Annotated in this window: 20 protein-coding genes and 2 pseudogenes; 3 read left to right on the top strand and 19 right to left on the bottom strand. The window is 53.0% G+C overall.

The features are described 5' to 3' along the window. Positions 1-12: 12 nt before the first annotated feature. The 7 genes from PUR_RS13985 to PUR_RS14015 all read right to left on the bottom strand — a co-directional run bounded on the left by PUR_RS13985 (position 13) and on the right by PUR_RS14015 (position 5375). On the bottom strand, positions 13-714 hold the full coding sequence (locus PUR_RS13985; RefSeq protein WP_179035772.1) for a Crp/Fnr family transcriptional regulator: 702 nt from the start codon (positions 712-714) through the stop codon (positions 13-15). A 15-nt stretch (positions 715-729) separates the two neighbouring features. Then, positions 730-1155: a DMT family transporter gene (locus tag PUR_RS13990; RefSeq protein ID WP_179035773.1), complete on the bottom strand. Its 426-nt coding sequence runs from the start codon at positions 1153-1155 to the stop codon at positions 730-732. A 163-nt stretch (positions 1156-1318) separates the two neighbouring features. Next, positions 1319-1711, bottom strand: coding sequence for a NusG domain II-containing protein (locus PUR_RS13995; protein ID WP_179035774.1), 393 nt, complete (start codon positions 1709-1711; stop codon positions 1319-1321). Between the two features lie 24 nt (positions 1712-1735). Beyond that, positions 1736-2725 (bottom strand): siroheme decarboxylase subunit beta, encoded by a 990-nt coding sequence (ahbB, locus tag PUR_RS14000; protein WP_179035775.1) that lies wholly within the window; start codon positions 2723-2725, stop codon positions 1736-1738. Between the two features lie 17 nt (positions 2726-2742). Continuing rightward, the gene (locus PUR_RS14005) at positions 2743-3744 is read right to left on the bottom strand and encodes a radical SAM/SPASM domain-containing protein (protein WP_179035776.1); all 1002 of its coding nucleotides are present in this window, start codon (positions 3742-3744) and stop codon (positions 2743-2745) included. A 42-nt stretch (positions 3745-3786) separates the two neighbouring features. Next, the gene (locus PUR_RS14010; RefSeq protein ID WP_179035777.1) at positions 3787-4959 is read right to left on the bottom strand and encodes a radical SAM/SPASM domain-containing protein; all 1173 of its coding nucleotides are present in this window, start codon (positions 4957-4959) and stop codon (positions 3787-3789) included. 104 nt (positions 4960-5063) lie between these two features. Beyond that, the gene (locus PUR_RS14015) at positions 5064-5375 is read right to left on the bottom strand and encodes a hypothetical protein (RefSeq protein WP_179035778.1); all 312 of its coding nucleotides are present in this window, start codon (positions 5373-5375) and stop codon (positions 5064-5066) included. A 66-nt stretch (positions 5376-5441) separates the two neighbouring features. Here PUR_RS14015 and PUR_RS14020 point away from each other — a divergent pair. After that, a pseudogene (locus PUR_RS14020) lies at positions 5442-5609 on the top strand (aldo/keto reductase); the annotation flags it as partial. A gap of 77 nt (positions 5610-5686) precedes the next feature. Here the strand turns inward: PUR_RS14020 and PUR_RS14025 are convergent. The 10 genes from PUR_RS14025 to PUR_RS14070 all read right to left on the bottom strand — a co-directional run bounded on the left by PUR_RS14025 (position 5687) and on the right by PUR_RS14070 (position 17492). Continuing rightward, the gene (locus tag PUR_RS14025) at positions 5687-7492 is read right to left on the bottom strand and encodes an LTA synthase family protein (protein WP_179035779.1); all 1806 of its coding nucleotides are present in this window, start codon (positions 7490-7492) and stop codon (positions 5687-5689) included. Between the two features lie 298 nt (positions 7493-7790). Then, positions 7791-9104, bottom strand: a complete 1314-nt coding sequence (locus PUR_RS14030) for an amidohydrolase family protein (RefSeq protein ID WP_197970089.1) — start codon at positions 9102-9104, stop codon at positions 7791-7793. A 5-nt stretch (positions 9105-9109) separates the two neighbouring features. Beyond that, positions 9110-10378, bottom strand: coding sequence for a Zn-dependent hydrolase (locus PUR_RS14035; RefSeq protein WP_179035781.1), 1269 nt, complete (start codon positions 10376-10378; stop codon positions 9110-9112). Further along, the gene (hutI, locus tag PUR_RS14040; protein ID WP_179035782.1) at positions 10353-11648 is read right to left on the bottom strand and encodes an imidazolonepropionase; all 1296 of its coding nucleotides are present in this window, start codon (positions 11646-11648) and stop codon (positions 10353-10355) included. Before hutI ends, PUR_RS14035 begins: the two co-directional genes overlap by 26 nt. A gap of 13 nt (positions 11649-11661) precedes the next feature. Continuing rightward, a complete protein-coding gene (hutU, locus tag PUR_RS14045; protein ID WP_179035783.1) occupies positions 11662-13320 on the bottom strand; it encodes a urocanate hydratase in 1659 nt (552 codons plus the stop codon). After that, positions 13321-14823, bottom strand: a complete 1503-nt coding sequence (gene hutH, locus PUR_RS14050; RefSeq protein WP_179035784.1) for a histidine ammonia-lyase — start codon at positions 14821-14823, stop codon at positions 13321-13323. A gap of 236 nt (positions 14824-15059) precedes the next feature. After that, positions 15060-16124: a histidinol-phosphate transaminase gene (gene hisC / locus PUR_RS14055; RefSeq protein WP_179035785.1), complete on the bottom strand. Its 1065-nt coding sequence runs from the start codon at positions 16122-16124 to the stop codon at positions 15060-15062. Positions 16125-16153: 29 nt separating this feature from the next. After that, a complete protein-coding gene (locus PUR_RS14060) occupies positions 16154-16783 on the bottom strand; it encodes an HAD family hydrolase (protein WP_179035786.1) in 630 nt (209 codons plus the stop codon). Between the two features lie 33 nt (positions 16784-16816). Next, a complete protein-coding gene (locus PUR_RS14065) occupies positions 16817-17047 on the bottom strand; it encodes a hypothetical protein (protein WP_179035787.1) in 231 nt (76 codons plus the stop codon). A 40-nt stretch (positions 17048-17087) separates the two neighbouring features. Further along, a complete protein-coding gene (locus PUR_RS14070; protein ID WP_179035788.1) occupies positions 17088-17492 on the bottom strand; it encodes a phosphotransferase in 405 nt (134 codons plus the stop codon). Positions 17493-17723: 231 nt separating this feature from the next. Here PUR_RS14070 and tnpB point away from each other — a divergent pair. Next, a pseudogene (gene tnpB, locus PUR_RS14075) lies at positions 17724-18835 on the top strand (IS200/IS605 family element RNA-guided endonuclease TnpB). A 184-nt stretch (positions 18836-19019) separates the two neighbouring features. Continuing rightward, on the top strand, positions 19020-19571 hold the full coding sequence (locus tag PUR_RS14080) for a GNAT family N-acetyltransferase (protein ID WP_232101505.1): 552 nt from the start codon (positions 19020-19022) through the stop codon (positions 19569-19571). Between the two features lie 338 nt (positions 19572-19909). On the opposite strand, the gene ypfJ is transcribed toward PUR_RS14080, so the two are convergent. Continuing rightward, on the bottom strand, positions 19910-20749 hold the full coding sequence (ypfJ, locus tag PUR_RS14085; protein ID WP_179035790.1) for a KPN_02809 family neutral zinc metallopeptidase: 840 nt from the start codon (positions 20747-20749) through the stop codon (positions 19910-19912). Between the two features lie 242 nt (positions 20750-20991). Next, entirely contained in the window at positions 20992-22713 is a 1722-nt protein-coding gene (cysI, locus tag PUR_RS14090) for an assimilatory sulfite reductase (NADPH) hemoprotein subunit (RefSeq protein WP_179035791.1), read from the bottom strand. Between the last annotated feature and the right edge of the window lie 33 nt (positions 22714-22746).

A 22746-nucleotide genomic window follows, 5' to 3' on the forward strand; every position in this document is an offset into this window, starting at 1 on the left:
CATGTTTCCCTCCTATTCGTAAATATTTTGATCGGCCAGCGCGCTTAGCCCTTCCTTGTCTTTAACGACAATGAATCCGTTGCTGCGTTCAATCAGGCCTTCCGCGGATAATTTTGTAATGACCCGGTTCAGATGCCGGTAGCTCGTTCCGATCCAATTGGCGACATCGGTCAGGCTGAATGTGCTCAGTTGTCCTTGAAATCCGGCATCAGCGGATTCATCATAGGTAACGGACAGCAAATAGCTGGCCAAACGCACTTCGACCGGATGCAAGATATTAAAGCTCAAAAAGTTGGATTTCATATAAAACTTCCGGGTGATGATATCCAGCAAAAAGTTCAGCAGCGGTGCATAATCGGCGGCGTATTTTTTTAAGAAACGATAAGGAATGCCGATCATATGGACAGGCGATACCGCCTCCACCGTATTGATAATGGGTATTTCCTGAATATATTCAATATCCCCGATGACCTCAAGCGGCGTTTTGAAAGAGATAATTAACGTTTTGCCCTCCGCCGAGGTGGTGTAGACTTTGATCTTTCCCTTGACCAGCACATAAAGGACTTCCGAAGGTTCTCCTTGGGAACAGATCCATTCCCCTTGATCAAAACGGTACAGCGACAAATGCGGCATCAGCGGTTCGTTAAACACGGTTTCCAGTTGATGAGTACGCAAAAAAGAATGCAGCTGCTCTCGATCCGTTACTTCTTTCATGATCCTGCTTTCACCTCAAAATTTAAGAATGATTACACCGGCTACCATCATCCCCAGGCCGATGAACTGCGGCAGCTTCATCTTCTGCTTCATCACGCTGAACCAACCGTTCGTGTCGATTAAGAAGGTCAGACACAGCTGGGCAATTAGCAGAGCGGATATGGTAAACGTAACTCCGACTTTGTGAATCGCCGTGACTTCGCTGAAAATAATGACAGCCGCCATCGATCCGCCTATAAGATATAACGGTTTGACCTGCTTCAACCCCTGCCTGTTTCCGTCCCGAACAACCAGCAGTATCAATAAAGCCATCAGGAATCCGGTTAACTGGGTAACCGTCGCCGCTTGCCATGTCCCAATATCCTGGCTGATCCTTGAATTGGCTACTCCTTGCAGCGTAATAAAGGCTCCACCCAAAAATGCAAATAACAGCCCTCTCATTTCTTTTACCTCTCCTCTGATGTTAACTCTGATCCTAATTAAATGATATCTCCGATTTTTTGGGAAGGACATATGTCCTAAATGTTATGAGAAGAGAGAAAACAGGCCATGAACCACATTAATGTGATCCATGGCCTGCATATTGCGCGTAACCAAGGTTGCGTCAAATAACGGCATCGAGTTCATCCTTGGAAGGCTGCCCATGTGGATTGAACACTTCCACGTAAACACGGGTCGGAATGCAAATAATCTGCTGATACGGTTTGGAGATAAAGCCCATATCCAGCGCGATACGTTTCGGCGCGTCCGAGTAGATCATCTGAATTCCATAATTGTATACCTTAAGCGTATTATGGCCGAAGCCCGTTTTGATATCGATGATTTCCACTTTATCCGTTAAGGCAACGTTCTTGTACAGCTTGCCGTTCACCGTAATCCGAGCCATCAGATCTCCTGGCTTGTATGCGCTATGGTCCATCTGGATCCATTTGAACCCGTAAATTGAACCGGCAATCAGCAGTCCCAGCAATATGATGTATAAATCTCCGCGTTTCATTATAGGGAATACCTCGCCCTTATTTCAGATAGAAAAACTCGTTTTCTTCAATTCCTCCGTGCTAAAAAGGATATCAAACTCCGATATGCCTTCCTGCCTTATGAAATGTTCCGCGATTTTCCGTACGGCCGTTTCATCCGGACCATGAATCATGGCATATAAATTATAGGGCCAATCGGGATGCGCCCGGCGCTTGTAACAGTGACTGACTTCCGCATAGCCGGCCAGCCTTTCCCCTGCCTCCGGAATACGCTCCTCGGGGAGCACGCTGACAAACAGGCCATTGGCAGTAAATCCGGCTTCCCTGTGTCTAAGGACGGCTCCGATTCTTTTTAATACCCCGCCAGCCTGAAGGGCCTGTAAGCGCAGAAATACCTCTTCCAAACTGAAGCCTGTCTTACGGGCAATTTCAGTATACGGCTCGGGTAACAGCGGCAGATCGCCCTGAAGCTCGCGAATCAGATGCAAATCCGAACTCTCGATTTCTTGGTGCTCCTTATAGAGGCTTAATGTCTTATTTCCAACCTGACCGGGCGTCATAGCCGAAGATGCAGCCATTTCTTCCATATTGAGAAAAACCTTCAGTTTAAACACCTGCTCGGCGGGAAACTCATACAGCTGCGGCCGGCCCGCCGCCTCACGGATCGTTTCAAGTATGGCTCCCCGTTCCTCCTCCGTTCGGGCGGTAAGCGTGAACCACATATTCAACCGGCTGTGCCTTCGGTAGTTATGGGTAACGCCTCTAAAGCTGTTGACGACAGCGGCCGTAGGATAAAAAAGGGCTTCTTCTACTCTCATCGCATACAAGCAGCCCTTATACCCTAGCCCGGCCGGATTAAATATCCCGCCGATCCGCCGGATAAATCCTTCTCTCTTCAGCCTTTCCAGCCTTTCCAGCACATCTTCCTGCTGTAATTCCAGTTCTTCCGCAATGAGCCTCCAAGGGTGTCTGACCAGAGGAAGCTCGATTTGCAGCCGGTTCAGCAGCTTTCTATCCTTCACATCCAGTTCCAATGCTTCCCCTCCCCGGCTTACAGCGCCGCCGTTCTTTTGTAACACCACGGCTCTTCAGCCATGAAATTGCCCCCGCTGTAATAGTATGATCGGGCACGGCAGCCGCCGCAAATATGAACATCCGGACAGGAGCCGCATGCTCCCTCGTACTCCTTGAAGTTTCTTAAATCCTTGAATACCGGATTGTCCTTCCATATTTCATCAAATGGCTGCTCACGAACATTCCCTACCTTGACCGGCAGGTAAGGGCAAATATGGACTTCGCCGTTCGGAAGCACCGAACAATACGCAACCCCGGCGAGACAGCCGCGTGTATAGCGCATATCCAGGCCCATGCTTTTGGCCAGCGGCATGAACTGGGGAGCGCATGTCGGCTTGATCTCAAGCGTCGATGATTTTTGTTTGGTCAGAACGCTGCGCAGAACCGAATAATAACGCTCCTGTTTCAATCCGTCCTCCTCAATATTGACGGCTCGTCCAGTTGGAACAAGGAAAAACGGATGCAGGGATGCGACATTCAGCTCCTCGGCAAGCTGGGCTACCTGGTCGAAATCATCCATATTGTCGGCGGTCAGCGTCATGTTGATCTGTACCCGGAGTCCGGCTTCACGGGCATAATGGATGCCTTGTACTGCCTGCTGCCAACCCTCGGGCGCATTTCGGAACCGGTTATGATGCGCCGGCGTGGCGCTGTCGATACTGATGGCAATCCCTCCAAGGCCCGCTTTCTTCAACTCGGCGGCTTTGGCGGCGGTCAGAAGGGTGCCGTTACTGCCGAGCGCGGGGCGGAGTCCGATACTTGAAGCGTAAGCTATCAATTCGCACAGATCGTCGCGGATCAGCGGTTCGCCGCCGCTCAGTATAAGAAGCCGGAATGCGGCCGCCTTGATCTCATCAATAAGCTGTCGTCCTTCTTCCGTTGTCAGGTCATCTTCGACAGGCGAAGCCGGTCCGGAGTCGCGGTAGCAGTGTTCGCAGTACAAATTGCATCGTTTGGTCACATTCCAGGATACGAGCATAATTGTTCAGTGCCTCCCACCGTTGATATGATTCCTATTTTCTTATACAATTCCTATTTCGCCGTCGGTTAAATAACAGGACGGGTCCTCCGCCCAGAAATCACCGCTGACCGAGGCGCGGGCACGGAAGTTACCGTTGCAGATATCAAGCCAATTGCATTCCCTGCAGCGTCCTTTCAGCAATGGTTTGCGATCACGCAGCCCTGCCATGACCGGGTGCGCCGCATCACGCCAGATTTCACTGAATTTTTGCGTGCGTATGCTGCCAATTTCAATATCTCTGGTGAACTGGTCGGGATAGACATTGCCGTGCCAATCGACGCAGCCGATGGCTACTCCGGACCGGTTGCCTCCGTTTCGCCGAAGAAGTTCAAGCAGCTCCGCCGCGCGCTCGGGGTCGCGTTCCATCATCCACTGGTATAAGTAGACGCCGTCCGCATGATTGTCGACGGTAAGCAGTTCCACCTGCTTGCCTTTATGGTGCAATTCGAGCGTTTTGGCCATTATCCGCTTCAACGCATCGCGTGACTGCTCATGGGACACATCCTCCTTCTGGAGAGCGCTTCCGCGGCCGGAATAGACAAGATGATAGAAGCAGGCCCGAGGGATATTTTCCCGTTCGATTAAATCAAGGATTCCGTCCAGGTCGCCGTATGTATGCTTGCTAATTGTGAACCGGACTCCTACCTTTTGGCCGATAGACAGGCAGTTGCGGATACCGGCCAGCGCCTGTTCAAAAGAGTCCTTGCGCCCCCGGAATTCATCGTGACGTTCTTTAAGTCCGTCCAGACTGACGCCGACATAGCCGACTCCCGCTTCTTTTAACATTTTCGCTTTGTCAGGGGTAATGAGAGTGCCGTTCGTAGATATAACGGGCCGCAGCCCTTTACTGGCCGCAAAAGAAATCAGCTCAAAAATATCCTTGCGGATCAGAGGCTCCCCGCCTGAAAAGAGCAGGACAGGCACATGGAATGCAGCCAGGTCTTCAATAAATTGCTTCGCTTCCTCTGTTGTCATTTCATCGGGGTCCTGGGCTGGACAGGCATTGGCATAACAATGTTTACAGCTCAGGTTGCAAGCCCGTGTCATATTCCAGACGACGACCGGCCCTCTCCCTGCGGAAACGCCATGCGGTTTCGCTCCCTGCTTGATCGCATAGCGCAGGTCATCCCCTTCTCCCTTCATACCCGTCAGCAGTTTCGATAAATTAATCATTGAAGGCCCTCGTTTCCCTGGATTTTGATACAATCCTAATCATGATACCTAATTTCCCAAAAGCAGGATATGCGCTTTTTTCTTGATCATACTTTGTATTAATGCTAATTCGGGTTACCCCAACAAGAAAAGCCCGCAAAGCCGCGGGCCGCAATAATGGGCTGCATCGTTATGAATTTTTCTTGCCAAGAGCCAATTCTATAATCATAACGACAAGAACGAGCAATGAAATGAGCTGTTCCAGACTCATTACGTCCGCCTCCATTCCCTTTAAAGGATGGCTGTTCGGACGGTTTTCCTCTCCCAAGGACAATTGCTACGTTCCCCCATAAACCAAAATATGAGGCAGCGCCGGCAGATATTCGGATTATGAAGCAAGCCAAAAACGGGAAATGATCAGGAATTCGTTCAAACATTTGCGCCAGCTCCTGAGCCCGGCTAAACTAGATTTGAGACTTGCAGCACGGATTCGATTATCGACCATAACCTGGGTGCTCCAGAAGAAGCCGGTAACCGCACCTATTATCGGAGCGACCAAGCCGCATCATTTGGAGGATGCGGCGGCGGCTCTGGAAATCCGGCTGACCGAAGAGGAAATCCGGAGGCTGGAAGAGCCGTATGTGCCGCATCCAGTAACGGGGTTTGCATAAGCAGAGATAAATTCTGTAAATAGAAACGGATGCCAAGCCCGTGTGGGCCGCATCCGTTTTTTTGCTGAGTTCACTTATTAATACAACAAATCCTGCGAGTAATTGTCTCCCTCAAGCATGTCGAACTCCACCAACCGGTAATCGTCCAACAGGTCCTGCTGCTCCGCGGTCAACCCGGTGACAACGCCGGAGGACCCGATCAGCACACTTTTGCTTAATCCGGGAAGCTCGGCTTTTACCTTTTCCAGCAGCTTGTAGTAGGCCGGCATCTTCTGCCCCGATAGCTGAAAGACCGTCGGACCGATGAAAGCGGGACTGAGTGTGCCCAAAGGCTGCTTTCCGATATCGAAATTGGCCATAACCATCAGCTTCGTTTCATGCTTCAGTCTGGGATTGGTGTCCCAGCCGGCCTGCGTATAGATGTCTGCCGACAGCGCCGGAAGATGGTCGCCCCAGAATACGACAACCGTAGGCCGCTTGAGCGACTTCAGTTCCTGGGCCAGATAGGCGAGCGCCTCGTCAGTCAGCTTCGTATCCTGGACATACGTTTCAAGCTCGTCCTTCCGTTCCGGCTTTACCCCGTTAACCGTAATCGTGTTCGGTCCATTCGAGCCTTTGACGAACGGAAAATGATTCTGCATCGTAACTAGGTGCAGGAATGTCGGCTGCTCGGAGCTATCCAGTTCGCGAACAGCCTCTTTCACAGCAGCCATATCGGAAATGTACCCGTCCGGCGTAATTCGCTCGGCGTTTGTCATCTCTTTCTGGGTAGTGAATTGATCAAAACCGAGAACCGGATAAACCTTGTTCCTATTGTAGAACGTTTCATCGAACGGATGGACCGCGAGCGCCCGGTATCCCCGGTCTTTCAGAATGCTGACGATCGAGGGCAGCGAGGACATTTTCACGATACGCTGCTGGTATGGAATGGAGCCGTCTTTCAGAAAATACATCGACAATCCCGTCAGCGCCTCAAATTCGATATTGGCCGTATTGCCCCCAAACTCGGGTGATAGCATATAGCCGGACGGTGTATTTTTATCGGCCTGATGGATGAACTTCAAAGGGTCTTCGCTGAATGTCAAAGATGGAAGCCTGGTCGGATCAAAGAAGGCCTCGTCCATCATGTACATAATGTTGGGACTCTCCGCCGGTGCAGCGGAAGTGCTGCCGTCCGGAAGCGCGCTGTATTTTTTAGCGATTTGAGCAATGGCTTCCTTGCTGTAATTATCCGGCTTGTCCATCAAATTTTGCTTCAGATTACCTGTAAAAGCGAACAAAAAACCGTTCTGAGTATAGTTCACTTTTTGGTTCCAGTAAATGTTCTGATAATGGATAGAGGTCGCAAGCGTCGAATGGCCGTCGACCATCATGATAAATCCGGTAATCACGGCAGCCGATAGAACGGTAAACACCGCCCGCAGCGCCAGTCCCATTCTGACCTTTGGCAGCTTGCACAGAAGATAGATCAATCCCGCAATAAGAACAACAGCCAGGACAAGCACAAGCGGCGAAATCATTCCCTTGGTAATCTTGCTCATCTCCTGAGCGTTCTTGACCAGCATCAAATCCCACGGGAACAGCGGTTCCCCGGTCGTGGTAAGCTTCTTGTAATCGGCGATGCCCAGAATGGCACATGCTATAAAGGCGAGCAAGGAACCCGCATACACGTTCGGAATAACCGCCGCAAAGGCGAGCAGCACAAAGAAAAAGAACAGGCTACCGAACACATAGAGCCAGTAGAACTGCGATATCCAATTCAGAACGCTTAGGGCATCCATCCCAAACGAAGCGGCCTGCATAATAAAGTTAAGAATAAATCCGCCAATTAAAAATGACAGCAGCATGATTCCCAGCCGTTTGCCGGGTATAAAATGACGCACCCTTACCCTCTCCTTATCTTTTCTAAACAATCAGTATACTCCATTTTTCTTAAAAAGAACTTAAAAACCATTATTTATACAAGAAGAAACGGCTGCGGTGTCCTTATAAGGACGGCAGCCGTTCATTCGTGTTCGTCACCGCCGGATGAGCGTCTCCAAGCGAATAATTTCCAATTTGTCAAGGCACGGGTGGTGCATCCCGCAAGATTAAGAGGAGAAATTCCAGTTCGTTCGTCGAAAAACGTGGATCGCAGCAGCTGCGGACTATCGGCTACCATTTTCACTCCCATTTACTTATTTACTCCCATTTACTTAATAGTGCATTGATCTTCCGGACAATCACCGATTCCTGCACCGTAAGCAGCCGGCCGTCCCCCACCACGATTTTACCGTCAACCACCACATCCCTGATCGCGGTTGGCTGAAGGGAATAAACGATATTGTTAAACAGCTCGGCAGCGGGCAACAGAGAAAGATCGTTCAGGTCTACAGATACGAAGTCAGCATAATACCCAGGAGAGATCTGGCCGACCGGAAGCCGCAGCAGCTCGCCGCCCGCTTGGGTGCCCATATGAAAGACCTGCCCCGCGTTGATGCACGTACCGTCCAGCCGGGTTACTTTCTGGAGCAGGGAGCACATTCTCATTTCTTCAAACACGCTGATCCGGTTGTTGCTGCACGCACCGTCCGTTCCCAGCGAAACCCGCACCCCCGCCGCGAGCAGACCGGGAATGTTCGTGACGCCGTCCGATAAAAACATATTGCTGGATGGACAATAAGCCAAACCTGCGCGTTTGTCTCCAAGCAGCCGGATCTCCGAATCCTCCAGCCATACCAGATGGATCGCAATCATCCGCTCATCGACAACGCCCAGTTTATCCAAATAATGAACCGTCCGTAGCCCATATTTCGCAAGCGTCTCTTCCACTTCAAACGGCTCCTCCGCCACATGAATATGAAAAGGCGTACCCAGCTCCGCTGCAAGCTTGTGACCAGCCTGAATCATCTCGGGCGAAGCCGCGTGAGGGCTGTGGGGCGCGGGATGAACGGTCACCATAGGATCGCCCTGATATTTTACAGCCAGCTCCCGGGTACGCTTCACCGCATCCGGCACCGTTTCCCGGTAGCTTGCGGGCGCTCCGTTCCAGTCATACATCGTCCGCGCCAAAACGAGCCTGATCCCCAGATCCTTGGCCGCCCGGATTACGGCTTCGTCCCTGGCGTTCCCGCCGTCATGCACATAGAAGAAATCGCTGACCGTCGTTACGCCATATTTGAGCATTTCGCCAAAGGCAAACAGAGCGCCGGTGTATATCGCTTCCTCATCCAGGAGCGGGGTGTATTTGTACAAGGCCTGATCTCTCCATTCTAAAAAAGGCCGATCCGCCGCGATTCCCCGCAGCAGGCTTTGGAAGGAATGGTTGTGGGCGTTGACCGTGCCTGGTAGGATAGCCTTCCCCGTCCAATCGACCGTCGGCGTTTGCGTGTATTTCCGTTCCAGCACGGTTTGTTCTCCCGTCTCAATGATTGTGCCATCTTCGATGAGGATTGCCCAGTTCTGCCGGAACTGGCCGCCTTCATACACGCGGTCCGCCTTAAACAGCTGCTTCAACGCCCTCATCCTTTCGCGTCCAAGATGATATCCAGATCAAGCAGCGTATACAGCAGCACATTGGCCGCATGCTCGATGTCATCCATGCGGCTCTCCTCTTCCGGACAGTGGCTTTTTCCATCAATGCTGGGAACGAAGAGCATTCCGCTACGGGTAACGGAAGCAAGATGAGCGGCGTCATGGCCGGCCATGCTCCCCAGGCGCAGCGAGGGGATTTCAAGCATGCCGGCCATTCTTTCCATCGCTTCGATGACGGTCCGGTCCATAGGCGACGGGGCCTGGTTCAGAATGAGCTTGCGGGTCACCGCGGCACGCCGCCGCAATCCCAATAATTGGAGCCGGTCACTCCATTCGTTTACAACAGCTTGAAGCTGCGCCTCGGTCTCCCCGCGGAACTCCGCCAGAAAACTGACTTCCGCCGGAATGATGTTCGGAGCGTTCGGCAGGAGCCTGAGCTGCCCGACGGTTCCGACAACTTCGGCGGCAGGGAACGTTCGGCAGATGTCCTCGGCAGCGAGAATCATCTCAGCGGCCGCAGTCAGCGCATCGCAGCGGTCTTCCATGAGCGTTGTTCCCGCATGGTTGGCTTCCCCGCGCACCGTGACCTCCTCCCGGTAAATGCCGGTAATCGCCGTAACGACGCCGACCGGGACGCTTCGGCCGATCAGCCGCTTACCCTGTTCGATATGCACTTCCACGAAGACGCCGACCTCCTCCTTCGAAAGCGGCCCATGCCCCAGACCTATCAGGCTTCCTCCAGCCTCTTCCAAAGCTTCCGTCAGCCGCTTCCCCTCCACATTCTTCGCTCCTTTGATTTGTTCCAGCGTAAGCTTACCCGTAACGGCCCGGCTGCCGAAGGTGGACAGCCCGAACGGATTCGGCTCCTCCGCGCTGAACGAAACCAATTCGAAGGGATGCCGCGTGAGGATCCCCTTGTCGTTCAACGTCCTTAATATCTCAAGCGCCATTAATACCCCGAGCGCTCCGTCATATTTGCCGCCATTCGGAACGGTATCGATATGCGACCCGCAGACGATGGCCGGAAGCTCCAGATGATCGCCGTCTCTTCTTCCCCAAATGTTGGCCGCCCCGTCCACCCTTACGCCGAAGCCCCCGTCGGCGAGAGCTGCCCTAATCCAAACCCTCGCCTCCAGTTCGGCGGGAGTAAAGGCGGTCCGGTCCAGCCCTCCCTGCCCGTTCCGCCCATAGACAGCCAATTCATGAATGCTGCGCTCCAATCTGTCCCGGTTAATCCGCAGGCTCGTATCGATCAACGAGGACTCCCCCTTTTACAACCGTTCTTCCATTCTTGACAACCGTATGCACCAGATTCATTCCGTAATAATATTGAAGCTGGCGATAATTTGGAACATCGAACAAGAGCAGATCGCCCCGCTTTCCGGTCTCGATACTGCCGATTTCTTCGCCTCTGCCGATTGCAAAAGCCGCGTTAATCGTACTTGCCGTCAATACCTCTGCCGGATTCATCCTCATCGTCAGACACGCCGCGTTCATAACAAAGGGCATGGAAACGGTCGGGGAGGTACCCGGATTGCAATCGGTGGACAGAGCGACGGCAACTCCCTCATCGATCATTCTTCTGGCGTCGGCTGCCCGTTCCATCAGGAACAAAGCCGTTCCGGGAAGCAGCACAGCAATTGTGCCGCTCTTTGCCAGCGCGCGAATCCCTTCCTCCGAAGCCTTCAGCAAATGCTCGGCCGAAACGGCGCCCAGCTTCGCGGCAAGCTCCGCGCCTCCGAAATTTTCCGCAATTTCATCAGCGTGTATTTTCAGCTTGAAGCCCAGTCTTCCGGCCGCCTCCAGAATCCTCTTGGATTGGGCGATATCGAAGACCCCCCGTTCACAGAACACATCGCAGTACTCGGCCAGCCTGTGCTCCGCGACTACCGGGAGCATTTCGTTGATGACGAGATCGACATAAATGTCAGGCTCATGCTTATACTCTTCGGGAACCGCATGAGCGCCCATGAATGTCGAAATAACATCGATGGGATGGCGGCCGTCAAGCGCCCGCGCGGCCCGAAGCTGCTTCAGTTCATCGTTCACGGTCAGCCCATAGCCGCTCTTGGCCTCAATCGTGGTTACGCCGTGGAGAAGGAAACGATCAAGCCGGGCCAAGGATTCCTCGATCAGTTCCTCTTCGGAGGCCTCTCTTGTGCTCCACGCCGTATTCAAAATGCCGCCGCCCCTCTTCAGAATGTCGGTATATTTTTCCCCTTGAAGACGCAGTTCCAGCTCATTTTCCCGGCTGCCGGCATAAACCACATGAGTATGGGGATCGACAAGTCCCGGCGCAACGACCTTGCCGGAGGCGTCAATCACTTCAACCTCGCCCTGTCTGGAGCTAACAAATTGTGCAGCCAGCGCGTCCGAACCGGCAAAGACAATGATTCCGTCTTCGATCACAACGCTTCCGTCCGCAATGACTCCCAGCATCGACATGCCCTTGCCCGTTCTCGGTCCGTGTCCTGTATCCATGCAAATGAGCTGGGAAGCGGATTTTACGTATGTCAATTTCCCCATTTTCCGGCCTCCTTTACTGCAGTCCCGGGATTCTGATTCCCTTGTTCTTCGCGGTCTCCACGGCAAGCTCATAACCGGCATCCGCATGGCGCACGACGCCCATACCTGGATCGGTGGTCAGTACGCGTTCAAGCCGCCTGCCGGCGTCCTCCGTTCCGTCCGCAACGACAACCATCCCCGCATGCAGCGAATATCCCATGCCCACCCCGCCGCCGTGATGCACCGACACCCAGCTCGCTCCGGCGGCGGTATTGACGAGGGCATTCAGGATCGGCCAGTCGGCCACGGCGTCGCTGCCGTCCTTCATGCTCTCGGTCTCCCGGTTGGGGGAGGCCACCGACCCGGCGTCCAGATGATCGCGGCCGATCACAATCGGGGCGCGGAGTTCTCCGGAAGCCACCATCCCGTTGATGATCTGTCCGAAGCGGGCGCGCTCGCCGTAACCGAGCCAGCAGATGCGGGCGGGCAGCCCCTGAAACTCTACCTTCTCCCGCGCCATCCGAATCCATTGGCACAGCCCTTCGTTGCCCGCGAATTCGCGTAAAATCACTTCATCGGTCTTGTAAATATCTTCCGGGTCGCCTGACAGTGCCACCCAACGGAAAGGCCCTTTTCCCTCGCAAAATTGCGGCCGGATATAAGCCGGGACGAATCCCGGGAAAGCAAAGGCGTCCTTAACGCCTTCATCGAAGGCAACCTGGCGGATGTTATTGCCATAATCGAAGGCGACAGCCCCCTGCCGTCTCATTTCGAGCATGGCCCTCACATGAACGGCCATGGAAGCTTTGGCTTGCCCGATATACAGCTCCGGGTTATTGTTCCGCAGCGCCCTCCCTTCTTCCGGCGTCAAACCTGCCGGCAAATAGCCGTTAAGCGGATCGTGGGCCGAAGTCTGGTCGGTAACGATGTCGGGAATAAAGCCCCGGCGGATCATTTCCGGCAGCACCTCAGCGGCATTGCCTACCAGACCGATGGAAAGCGGCCGTTTCTGCGCCTTCGCTTCGGCGGCCAAGGCAAGCGCTTCGTCAAGGTCGCGCGCAAGCCGGTCGCAATAGCGGGCTCCGATTCTTTTTATAATGCGGGTCTGGTCTACGTCTATGCCGATTACGACGCCATCATTCATCGTAACAGCGAGCGGCTGGGCTCCTCCCATGCCGCCCATGCCGGCCGTTACCGTAATCGTGCCCTTCAAGGTGCCTCCGAAATGCTGCCTTGCGCATTCCGCAAAGGTTTCATAGGTTCCCTGGAGTATCCCCTGCGTGCCGATATAAATCCAACTGCCCGCGGTCATTTGGCCGTACATCATAAGTCCTTTTTTATCGAGTTCATGAAAGGTATCCCAGTTGGCCCATGCCGGAACCAGATTGGAGTTGGCCAGCAATACACGGGGCGAGTCTTTTGTCGTCTTAAAAATTGCCACGGGTTTGCCCGACTGAATCAGCAGCGTCTCGTCTTCCTCAAGCTCCTTAAGAGAAGCAACGATCCGGTCAAACGCATCCCAGCTCCGCGCCGCCCGGCCGATGCCGCCGTATACAACGAGCTTATCGGGATGCTCCGCCACATCAGGGTCCAGATTATTCATCAGCATCCGCAGAACGGCCTCCTGCACCCAGCCTTTGGTGTTCAATTGCCGGCCCCGAGGAGCGCGGACAATGCGCTCTTGTTCAGACATTCAAAATCCTCCTTCCATACCCCAATCCTGCGTCTTCATACTGCGCGCCAGCCGCTCGATATCTCCGCTCATGGACCGGTCTTCCGTCAGCGGAGGCACGACCGAACGAATCTGGTGCAGCAGCTTGCGGGTAGCCGGAGCTAGCCGTTCGGCCCCCCTTATTTCTGCGGCCTGAGCCGCGCAAATCGCTTCAATCGCAAGCACCTTGTAGCCGTTGTCGACAATGATGGCCGCATGCCGCGCCGCCGTCGCTCCCATGCTCACATGATCTTCCTGATTCGCGGATGAGGGAATGGAATCCACGCTGGAAGGATGCGCCAGCGTCTTGTTCTCCGAGACCAGAGAGGCGGCGACGTATTGCGCAATCATCATTCCGGACTGCAATCCCGGATCGGGGCTCAGGAAAGCCGGCAAATCGTTCAGCTGCGGATTAACGAGCCGTTCAATCCGGCGCTCGGAGATGCTGGCGATTTCGGCCATGCCAATACCAAGGAAATCCATCGCAAAGGCAATGGGCTGGCCGTGAAAGTTGCCGCCTGAAATAACCTGCCCGGTATCCGGGAACACCAGCGGGTTATCCGTGGCCGAATTGATCTCGATCAGCAGCTTCTCCCTCACATAGGTGAGCACTTGCTGAACAGCGCCGTGCACCTGGGGAATGCATCGCAGGGAATAGGCGTCCTGTGTGCGGAATTCTCCCTGCGCGGTCGTAAGCGAGCTGCCCTTCAGCATTTCAAGAATGCGTCCGGCCACAAGCCGCTGCTCCGGATAAGGCCTAGCCAAATGGGAATCGGGCGCGAAGACATCCGTTATCCCTCTCAAAGCTTCAAGCGTTAGCGCCGCAACGCTGTCCGCAAGGGCGGCAAGACAATCGGCTTCCAGATAGGCCATGACTCCAATCGCCGTCATCGCCTGGGTGCCGTTGATTAACGCCAGCCCTTCCTTGGCTTTCAGCTTGATCGGCTTCAGTCCGACCCGGCGCAGTGCTTCGGAACCGGATAACCGCTCTCCCTGAACCAGCGCCTCTCCTTCCCCCACAAGCACGAGAGCCAAATGCGAGAGCGGCGCCAAATCGCCGCTTGCCCCAAGCGATCCTTGGGAGGGAATGACCGGAGTTATCCCTGCATTCAGCATATCGATGAGCAGCTGCAGCGCGTCCGCCGTAATGCCAGAGTAGCCCTTGGCCAGCGCATTGGCTCTCAGCAGCAGCATCGTTCGGACCGTATCCGGCGGCAGCAGCTCGCCGACGGCGCAGGCGTGGCTGCGGATCAGGTTGAGCTGCAGCTTCTCCGCGTCTTTGGCCGAAATGACGGTATCGCTGAATTTTCCGAAACCTGTCGTTACCCCGTAAACGCTTCGTCCCTGCTTCACAATAGCGTCGATAATCGCTCTGGATTGGTTGACTTTGACCCGGGCCTCATCGCTGATCTTCACCTTGTCTCCGGAGAAAATCGCGCCGGCGACTTGTTTCAGCGTCAGGCTGTCACCATCGAGTTGTATCACCGGAATTCCTCCTTCACGCTTACTGAGGAAAAAGACAAAAAGAGGCTATGCCCGGGAAGCGATTTTCCAGGCATAGCCCCTAATTCGACTGTTATATATGGGCAGTACAACCTCTTCTCCTATTTGACCGTTTCATCCGGCTCCTCCCTTCAAATGGGAACCACAAGCGAGCTGCTTATACAGTTATAATCAGACTATATGAATAAGCGGCAGCGGATATTCGGCCGATCACAGGTTTATTTTTCCCTCAAAATCCCTTCCAGCGCCCGGCACAGAGCTTCCATTTCCTCATCCGTCCCGATACTCACTCGTAAATAATTGTCGATCCTCGGCTTGGCAAAATAGCGGACGATAATATCCTGCTGCCTGAGCGCATCGAACAGCTCCACTGCCGGAATAGCGGGATGGGTGACAAAAATAAAATTCGCCCGCGAGTCTATCACTTCGAACCCCAAGTCTTTCAGCGCCTTGACCGTATATTCCCGGGTCTTGATAATCCGGCGCACATTAAGCTCAAACGTTTCCTTATCCCGAAGGGACTGCTCTCCGCCCACCTGGGCAATGGCATCCAAAGTGTAGGAATTGATGCTGTTCTTCACCCGGTTCAAGCCTTCGATCAATTCGCTCTGCCCCATTGCCAGTCCGACACGCAGCCCGGCGAGCGAACGGGACTTGGAAAACGTATGGACGACGAGAAGATTCGGATGATCTGGAATTAAAGGTACGCAGGACTCTCCGCCGAAATCGATATACGCTTCGTCAATGATGACGACCTTATCTTGGTTATGTACAAGAATTTGCCGAATGCTGTCCACAGAGGTGAATTTGCCGGTTGGCGCGTTCGGATTGGCGAGCAGGATGCCGCCGTTCGGTCCAAAGAAAGGCTCAAGCGGGATGTCGAAATGCTCGTCCAGCGGGATTTTTTGGTAGGAGATATCGAACAGCCTGGCATACACTTCATAGAAGCTGTAAGTAATATCGGGGAATAGAATGGTCTCACCCGGGTTGAAAAAAGCCTTGAAGCAAAAAGCCAAAATTTCGTCCGAGCCATTGCCGGCAAATATATTCTCTATCGGCAGACCATAGTAATCGGCGGCGGCTTTCCGCAGTCCTACACATTCCGGGTCGGGATACAGCTTCAGCCGTCCGGTTACAGCTGCTTTCATGGCATCCAGCACCTGCGCAGGCGGCGGGTAGGGGTTCTCGTTCGTGTTCAGCTTGATTACCTTCTTGGCTCCCGGCTGTTCTCCGGGTACATAGGGTGTAATTCCCTTTACCGTTTCACTCCAAAATTTACTCATGCGCTACCTCCTTATAGGTCCGTTTTGATTTATTTTAAGGTTTCGACGACTTCAAGGATGTCCGTAGGTTTTTCGAATTTATACTTGGCGTCGATGTTCTCCTGATTGATGCAGCCCCACAGCGCAAGACCGAAGTCGATTCCCGCGTCTCTGGCACATTGGTAGTCATAGATGGTGTCACCGATATAAATCGATTTTTTGGGATCGGCACCCGAAATTTCGAGATATTTCAGCAGCGGCTCGGGATTCGGCTTGTGCTTTTTCGTATCGCTTGAACATACGGTATAGTCCATGTAATCCGTAAGGCCGAACGGGTTGAAATCGTCGATCACTTCCTGAGACGTCTTTGAGGTCACGACCCCGGCCGTCGCCTTTTTGTTCTTCAGCCCTTCAAGCAGGTCGGCAATCCCGTCAAATACTTTGACCGTTTCGAAGAACTCATGGATAAAATGATTCCACCGGTCATGCGCCCGCTTCACATCTTCTATCCCCAACTGAGGCAGCGAATCCCTGCCGGGAATGCCTAATGCGAATATAAGCCGCTCCCTCTCCACCACTCTGCCGTAGTCGGTTTCAAGCATTTTTTGCAACCCTTTAATCACCGCTTCTTCGGTGTCGATCAAAGTTCCGTCAATATCAAAGATTATTGATTCGTACATTATCTTCTCCCCCGCCCTCGTTCGTGTGATGGTTCACCAAATATCGACAATCGGCGTGCCGCTCTCCAGCCGGACTCTGCTCTCCGCTATCCAATCCTTAAACCATTGGTTGTCCGAGCCGCTGAACGTTTCATCCCCGGCAAAATTCCGAAAAGCGCCAATGTAGACGATCAATTCCCTGAGCCGTAAAAATAAGGGGATCTGCTTCAGCCGGCTCTCGTCCAGTTCATTTTCCAGATGATATCCTTTTAAAAAGAGCTTCATAAAGCGGCGCGCCTGCTCTTCTCTGAGCTTGTACCCTTCTTCACCGCCATATACATAAACGAGATAATATAGCTGGACGGCGATATCTTGGGTAACTTGCTTTGTATCCGGGGGCTTTCTCGAAGGCTGCCGCTGTGAAAAATAGTTCCGTATCCGTGTCGATTACTTCCATCCAATATCCACTCTCGGAAAGAATCGGTCTGGACACGGGTATTCCGTGGTCCGCCAAGTACAAAATCCATTCCAGTTCGGCCTGAACCGCCTGAGCGGAGCGATGTGTGCTTGGAGTCAGCCGCAAAATGCAGGGCCTGTCGCCTTGCCGATATTCGTAGACGAAATTTTGAAATCCGCCGATAAAGGTTAAATTCATGCCCGTTATCCCGTATTTGGCTGCGGCTCTCTCCGCATGGCTGCTGTTAAAAATATCGACGATCGCCTGTTCCAAAATTAGGCCTCCTTCCAAAAAAGCCTTATGATATAGATAGATCATATTTTATGCGGTGAATACGGTCAACTAGATTGAAGCCGGAGGCGCACAACGTGAAACAGGAATTTATCTTACAAAGCCGAGAAGACTCCTTCCTCTATAGGGAGGAGATGAATCGGCGGTTTTTTCGCTCTAACGCGAACATATGTGCTATAATAGAAATGTCTTACACGAAAGGAGGTTGTGTGCATGTTGGTGCATAAAGCTTATAAATATCGCATCTATCCCAATCCGGAACAACGGCAACTCATACATCAAATGTTTGGCTGTTGCCGCTTTGTCTTCAAACATTTCTTAGTCAAATGGAACGAAACCTATGCCGCAACAGGCAAAGGGTTGTCCTATAACACCTGTGCCACACAGCTTCCTGCACTCAAACAGCAATTTGAATGGTTGAAATCGGTAGATAGCATCGCTTTGCAATCGGCGGTGCGAAACGTGGCAGACAGCTTTGAACGTTTCTTCAAGAAACAAAATCAGGCTCCACGCTTCAAAAGCCGAAAGCATCCTGTGCAAAGCTACACCACTAAATACACCAATGACAACATTGCTATCGACGGAAACGACTTAAACTTCCGAAGCTTAGGTGGCTTCGCTTTGCCAACTCCAGAGCGTGTGAAGGTCGCATTCTTTCTGCTACCCTGCGGCGGAATGCGGCAGGCAAGTATTTTGTATCCCTCCTCTGCGAAGTGGAAATGAAACCTCTGCCGCAGACCGATAAGGAGATTGGCGTTGACCTTGGACTCAAGGAATTTGCGGTCTGCTCTGATAAGGTGCGGGTTCCCAATCCCAAAGTGTTTCGCAAATATGAACAAAAACTTGCATTTTGGCAACGCCGCATGGCTCGCCGTAACCAAGGGGGCTCCAATTGGCAGAAAGCCAAACAGAAGGTTGCCCAAATCCATGAAAAGATCGTGGGCAGCCGCCATGATTTTTTGCATCAACTCACCACGAAGCTGATTCGTGAAAACCAAACGATCAGCATCGAAAATCTGAGAGTGGCGAACATGCTCAAAAACCACAGGCTGGCCAAATCCATCGCCGATGCGTCCTGGAGTGAATTTGAACGTCAGCTTTCGTATAAAGCGGAATGGTATGGACGTACGGTGAAGGTTGCCGACACGTTCGCCCCAACGAGCCAAAGGTGTCATGTATGCGGCTATATTCATTCCGAAGTAAAGAAATTGTCTGTGCGGCAATGGGAATGTCCATCGTGCCATACCCTTCATGATCGAGATGAAAATGCCGCACATAACATCAAAAGCCTTGCTATTAAAATGTCAATACCACCTTTCCTTTAAATATTGCTAAGGCAAAAATCTTAAAACTGTGGGAAGATCGGTACAGATTTTCCTTTGGAAAACTGCGGGAACCGCAGGGATCGCTTGGTATACGATTTTTCGTGAGAAAATATCGATATGAATTCCTCTCAGTTGAAGGGATTACCCAAGAATCCCCCACTTCAAGTGTTAGCTAAGTGGGGGAGTGTTCAATACACTGACGCATTGGAGCAATGAGTACTGGACAATGATCGGGCCGATTTACCGGGAAGCTTTTCCAAGCGGGGCTAAACCGGAGGGGCTGCTGCGAAATATGCTGGAAAAGGGCATCGCTGCCATGCATGTCTTGATGTGCGAGGGGGAGTCGGGGGCGATCGCGGTAACGGGACTGGCCGGGTCTCAGCCGGACAAAAAACTGATCATCGACTACATGGCAGTACGTGCAGATTTGCGCGGTCAGGGCATCGGGAGAACGTTCCTCGGCAAAATCCGTGATTGGGCGGTCAAGGAGCACGGCGTCTCATCGATTATCATTGAGGTGGAGGCCGGAGATACAGCCGCGCATGCCGAGCGGTTTCATTTCTGGGAGCGCTGCGGCTTCGTCCGAACCGTTTATGTTCATACTTATATTTGGGTACCGGAGCCGTATACGGCGATGCTGCTGCCGCTGAATCCCGGAGATCCGGTCACGGACGACGGCCGCTCGCTCTTTCGGTATATTGAATCCTTCCACAAAAAAGCCTATCGGCGGGGATAGGTTAAACGGTTTAATCCGGATAAAAAAACAAGCTCTGCGGCTATGCCGCAGAGCATTAATGGTGAGAAGTGAATGTTCTATGCTAATACCCTCTTGCTAGGGTAATTTTCCTGAAATCCATCGACGAAGAATGGACCTTCGCAAAGATCTTCTTCTGCCTTTCAGATAGTACATGGATGAATCAACTACCTTTCGGAATTACACACAAATGTCTTTCCAGCCGACAATTGATACCTTCCACTTCCCACCTGATTATCATTACCCCAAACCTCGATGATCGAAACCTCCAAGCGCTTTTTTTTGAAAAGGCTCTGCCTTAAGTTCTCGGATTTGCAGCCCTACAGCGAGCTCGCGTTGAAGGTATCTCCGCCCTCAATGGTGCCTGACTCAAACCCTTTATTGAACCAGCTTTTCCGCTGCTCCGAACTGCCGTGTGTGAAGCTTTCCGGAACGGCGTAGCCTCTCGCCTTCTCCTGGAGCGTATCGTCGCCCACAGCGCTCGCCGCGTTCAGGGCCTCATCGATGTCGCCCGCTTCGAGCAAGTTCTTGTCCTGGGCGTAATGCGCCCAGACGCCGGCCAAATAATCGGCCTGCAGCTCGAAGCGGACCTGATAAGTATTGTCCTGCTGCATCCGGGAAGCGTATTTTTCCGTTGTGCCAAGCAGCGTCTGCACATGATGTCCAACCTCATGGGCGATTACATATGCCATCGCAAAGTCGCCGGGAGCCTGGAACTGGGTCTGCAGCTCGTTATAAAAGCTTAAATCGATATACAGTTTATGGTCGCCCGGACAATAGAACGGCCCCACCGCCGAGCTTGAGGTGCCGCAGGCGGACTGCACGCTGTCCGTATATAAGACAAGCGTCGGATTTTCATACGTAAGCCCTTCTTGCCTGAATACCTCCGACCAGACATCCTCCGTATCGGCGAGAACGACAGATACAAACTGTGAAAGTTCCTGCTCCTGCTGCGACAGCTGGTAATTGCCGGACGTTTGGGTGCTGGATGTGGTCGTCGTGATGCTGTCGAGCAGATCGCCCGGATTGCCGCCAAGCAGCGTGATGATCAGATAGATGATAATCCCGCCAACTCCAAGCCCCCCGCCGATCACCGCTTTGCCTCCCTTGCCTCTGCGGTCTTCCACATTCGAGCTTCCTCTTCTGCCCTGCCACTTCATTTGTGCCATCTCCTTCCGCAGGCCTTGTAGACCGTCGGGCTGCATGTAATTATGTAAAACCGGAACTTTGCATGAATGCTGACACTAGTGATTACCCAGTAACGGCGGTTCCCGCCACATTTTTCATTACGCAAATTTTATCCTTTGAGGTTTGAAGGCGTACAAAAACAAAAGGCCTCCAGTACGGAAGCCCTTCGTCACTATATATTCAATTGAAAAAGTTGCATCGTTAAGAATCGAAATTACGAATGGAAATTCCGGCCGTCCAGCACTTCAGGAACATAACCAGCACGGATGACGAAGTCGCCGAAATGCTCGCCGCTCTCCCGTTCTTTCGCGTAACGGTTGAAAATCGGCCCCAGCGTCTCCAGAATCTCGGTTTCTCCAATGTTCTCCTTGTACAGCTTGTTCAGCCGGTTGCCGGTAAAGCCGCCGCCCAAATACATGTTGTATTTGCCCGGAGCCTTGCCGATGAACGACAGCTCCGCCAGCGCCGGGCGGGCGCAGCTGTTCGGGCAGCCGGTCATGCGGATGACGATATCCTCGTCGCGAAGCCCTGCTTCTTCCAGCATTGGTTCAAGCTTGTCCAGCAGTGTCGGCAGATAGCGCTCGGACTCAGCCATGGCCAGTCCGCAGGTCGGAAGCGCCACGCAGGCCATCGAATTCCGGCGCAGCGCCGAGTATTGAATGCCGTCGGTCAGTCCGTACTCCTTGATCAGACCTTCGATTTTCTTCTTATTGCGGCTCGTGATGCCGCCGATGATCAGGTTCTGATTCGCCGTCAAACGGAAGTCGCCCGTGTGAACCTTCGCGATTTCCCGCAGGCCCGTCATCAGCGGATAGCCTTCCTCATCCTTGATCCGGCCGTTTTGGATGAAGAGCGTGAAATGCCACTTGCCGTCGCTTCCCTTAACCCAGCCGTAACGGTCGCCGTTGTGGTCGAAATGGAAAGGTCTCGCTTCCTGCAGCGCCCATCCCAGGCGCTCGGTCAGTTCACCGTTGAACCATTCCAGCCCACGGTCATCAAGCGTGTACTTGAAGCGTGCATGTTTGCGGATGGCGCGGTCGCCGTAATCCCGCTGGATGGTGACCGTCTTCTCAGCGACCTCGATAAGCTGATCCGGCGTACAGAAGCCGATCACCTTGGAGACTTGCGGATACGTTTTCGGGTCGCCGTGAGACATGCCCATGCCGCCGCCGACGCTTACGTTGAAGCCGGCCAGATGGCCGTCTTCAATAATCGCGATAAAGCCCAGATCCTGGGAGAACACGTCCACATCGTTGGACGGGGGAACGGCGATCCCGATCTTGAACTTGCGCGGCAGATAGACCGGTCCGTAAATCGGCTCCTGTTCGGCGCCGTCTTGGCTGTCCGTTAACTTTTCCCCGTCCAGCCAGATCTCATAGTACGCTTTCGAGCGCGGATCGAGATGATCGCTGACCTTGCGCGCCAACTCATAGACCTCGGAGTGAATCTCCGATTGATAGGGATTCGGATTGCACATGACGTTGCGGTTCACGTCGCCGCAGGCGGCAAGCGTGGTCAGCAGCGATTCATTGACTTCCTGGATCGTCTTTTTCAGATTCCATTTAATGACGCCGTGGAGCTGAAAAGACTGTCGGGTCGTCAGACGGATGGTGCCGTTGCCGTATTTATGTGAAATCCGGTCCATCATCAGCCATTGATTGGGCGTAACTACGCCGCCGGCCGCTCGGACACGAAGCATGAACTGGTAAGCAGGTTCCAATTTCGACTTGGCCCGCTCGCTCCGAAGATCCCGGTCATCCTGCATGTAACTGCCGTGATGCTTCATGAGACGGTTATCGTCCTCGGGAATGGAGCCCGTAATCGGATCGGCCAACGTCTCCGTCAGGCTTCCCCGCAAATAATTGCTTCTGCGCTTGATATCCTCCACATCGCTGTGGGGAGCGTCATGAGGCGGATATTTTTCGTAAAGTGCCATGTTGCTCTACTCCTCTCGGCGATTGATTGGTTG

It is taken from the genome of Paenibacillus sp. URB8-2 (assembly GCF_013393385.1).
GTDB lineage: Bacteria > Bacillota > Bacilli > Paenibacillales > Paenibacillaceae > Paenibacillus_AQ.

What these genes read in the sequence shown, in the direction of transcription:
- PUR_RS14060 (WP_179035786.1), bottom strand. Translation starts at nt 16,783, where the DNA reads ATGTACGAATCAATAATCTTTGATATTGACGGAACTTTGATCGACACC.
- cysI (WP_179035791.1), bottom strand. Translation starts at nt 22,713, where the DNA reads ATGGCACTTTACGAAAAATATCCGCCTCATGACGCTCCCCACAGCGAT.
- hutU (WP_179035783.1), bottom strand. Translation starts at nt 13,320, where the DNA reads ATGTCTGAACAAGAGCGCATTGTCCGCGCTCCTCGGGGCCGGCAATTG.
- PUR_RS13995 (WP_179035774.1), bottom strand. Translation starts at nt 1,711, where the DNA reads ATGAAACGCGGAGATTTATACATCATATTGCTGGGACTGCTGATTGCC.
- ypfJ (WP_179035790.1), bottom strand. Translation starts at nt 20,749, where the DNA reads ATGAAGTGGCAGGGCAGAAGAGGAAGCTCGAATGTGGAAGACCGCAGA.
- PUR_RS13990 (WP_179035773.1), bottom strand. Translation starts at nt 1,155, where the DNA reads ATGAGAGGGCTGTTATTTGCATTTTTGGGTGGAGCCTTTATTACGCTG.
- PUR_RS14010 (WP_179035777.1), bottom strand. Translation starts at nt 4,959, where the DNA reads ATGATTAATTTATCGAAACTGCTGACGGGTATGAAGGGAGAAGGGGAT.
- PUR_RS13985 (WP_179035772.1), bottom strand. Translation starts at nt 714, where the DNA reads ATGAAAGAAGTAACGGATCGAGAGCAGCTGCATTCTTTTTTGCGTACT.
- PUR_RS14005 (WP_179035776.1), bottom strand. Translation starts at nt 3,744, where the DNA reads ATGCTCGTATCCTGGAATGTGACCAAACGATGCAATTTGTACTGCGAA.
- PUR_RS14065 (WP_179035787.1), bottom strand. Translation starts at nt 17,047, where the DNA reads ATGAAGCTCTTTTTAAAAGGATATCATCTGGAAAATGAACTGGACGAG.
- hisC (WP_179035785.1), bottom strand. Translation starts at nt 16,124, where the DNA reads ATGAGTAAATTTTGGAGTGAAACGGTAAAGGGAATTACACCCTATGTA.
- PUR_RS14015 (WP_179035778.1), bottom strand. Translation starts at nt 5,375, where the DNA reads ATGTTTGAACGAATTCCTGATCATTTCCCGTTTTTGGCTTGCTTCATA.
- hutI (WP_179035782.1), bottom strand. Translation starts at nt 11,648, where the DNA reads ATGGGGAAATTGACATACGTAAAATCCGCTTCCCAGCTCATTTGCATG.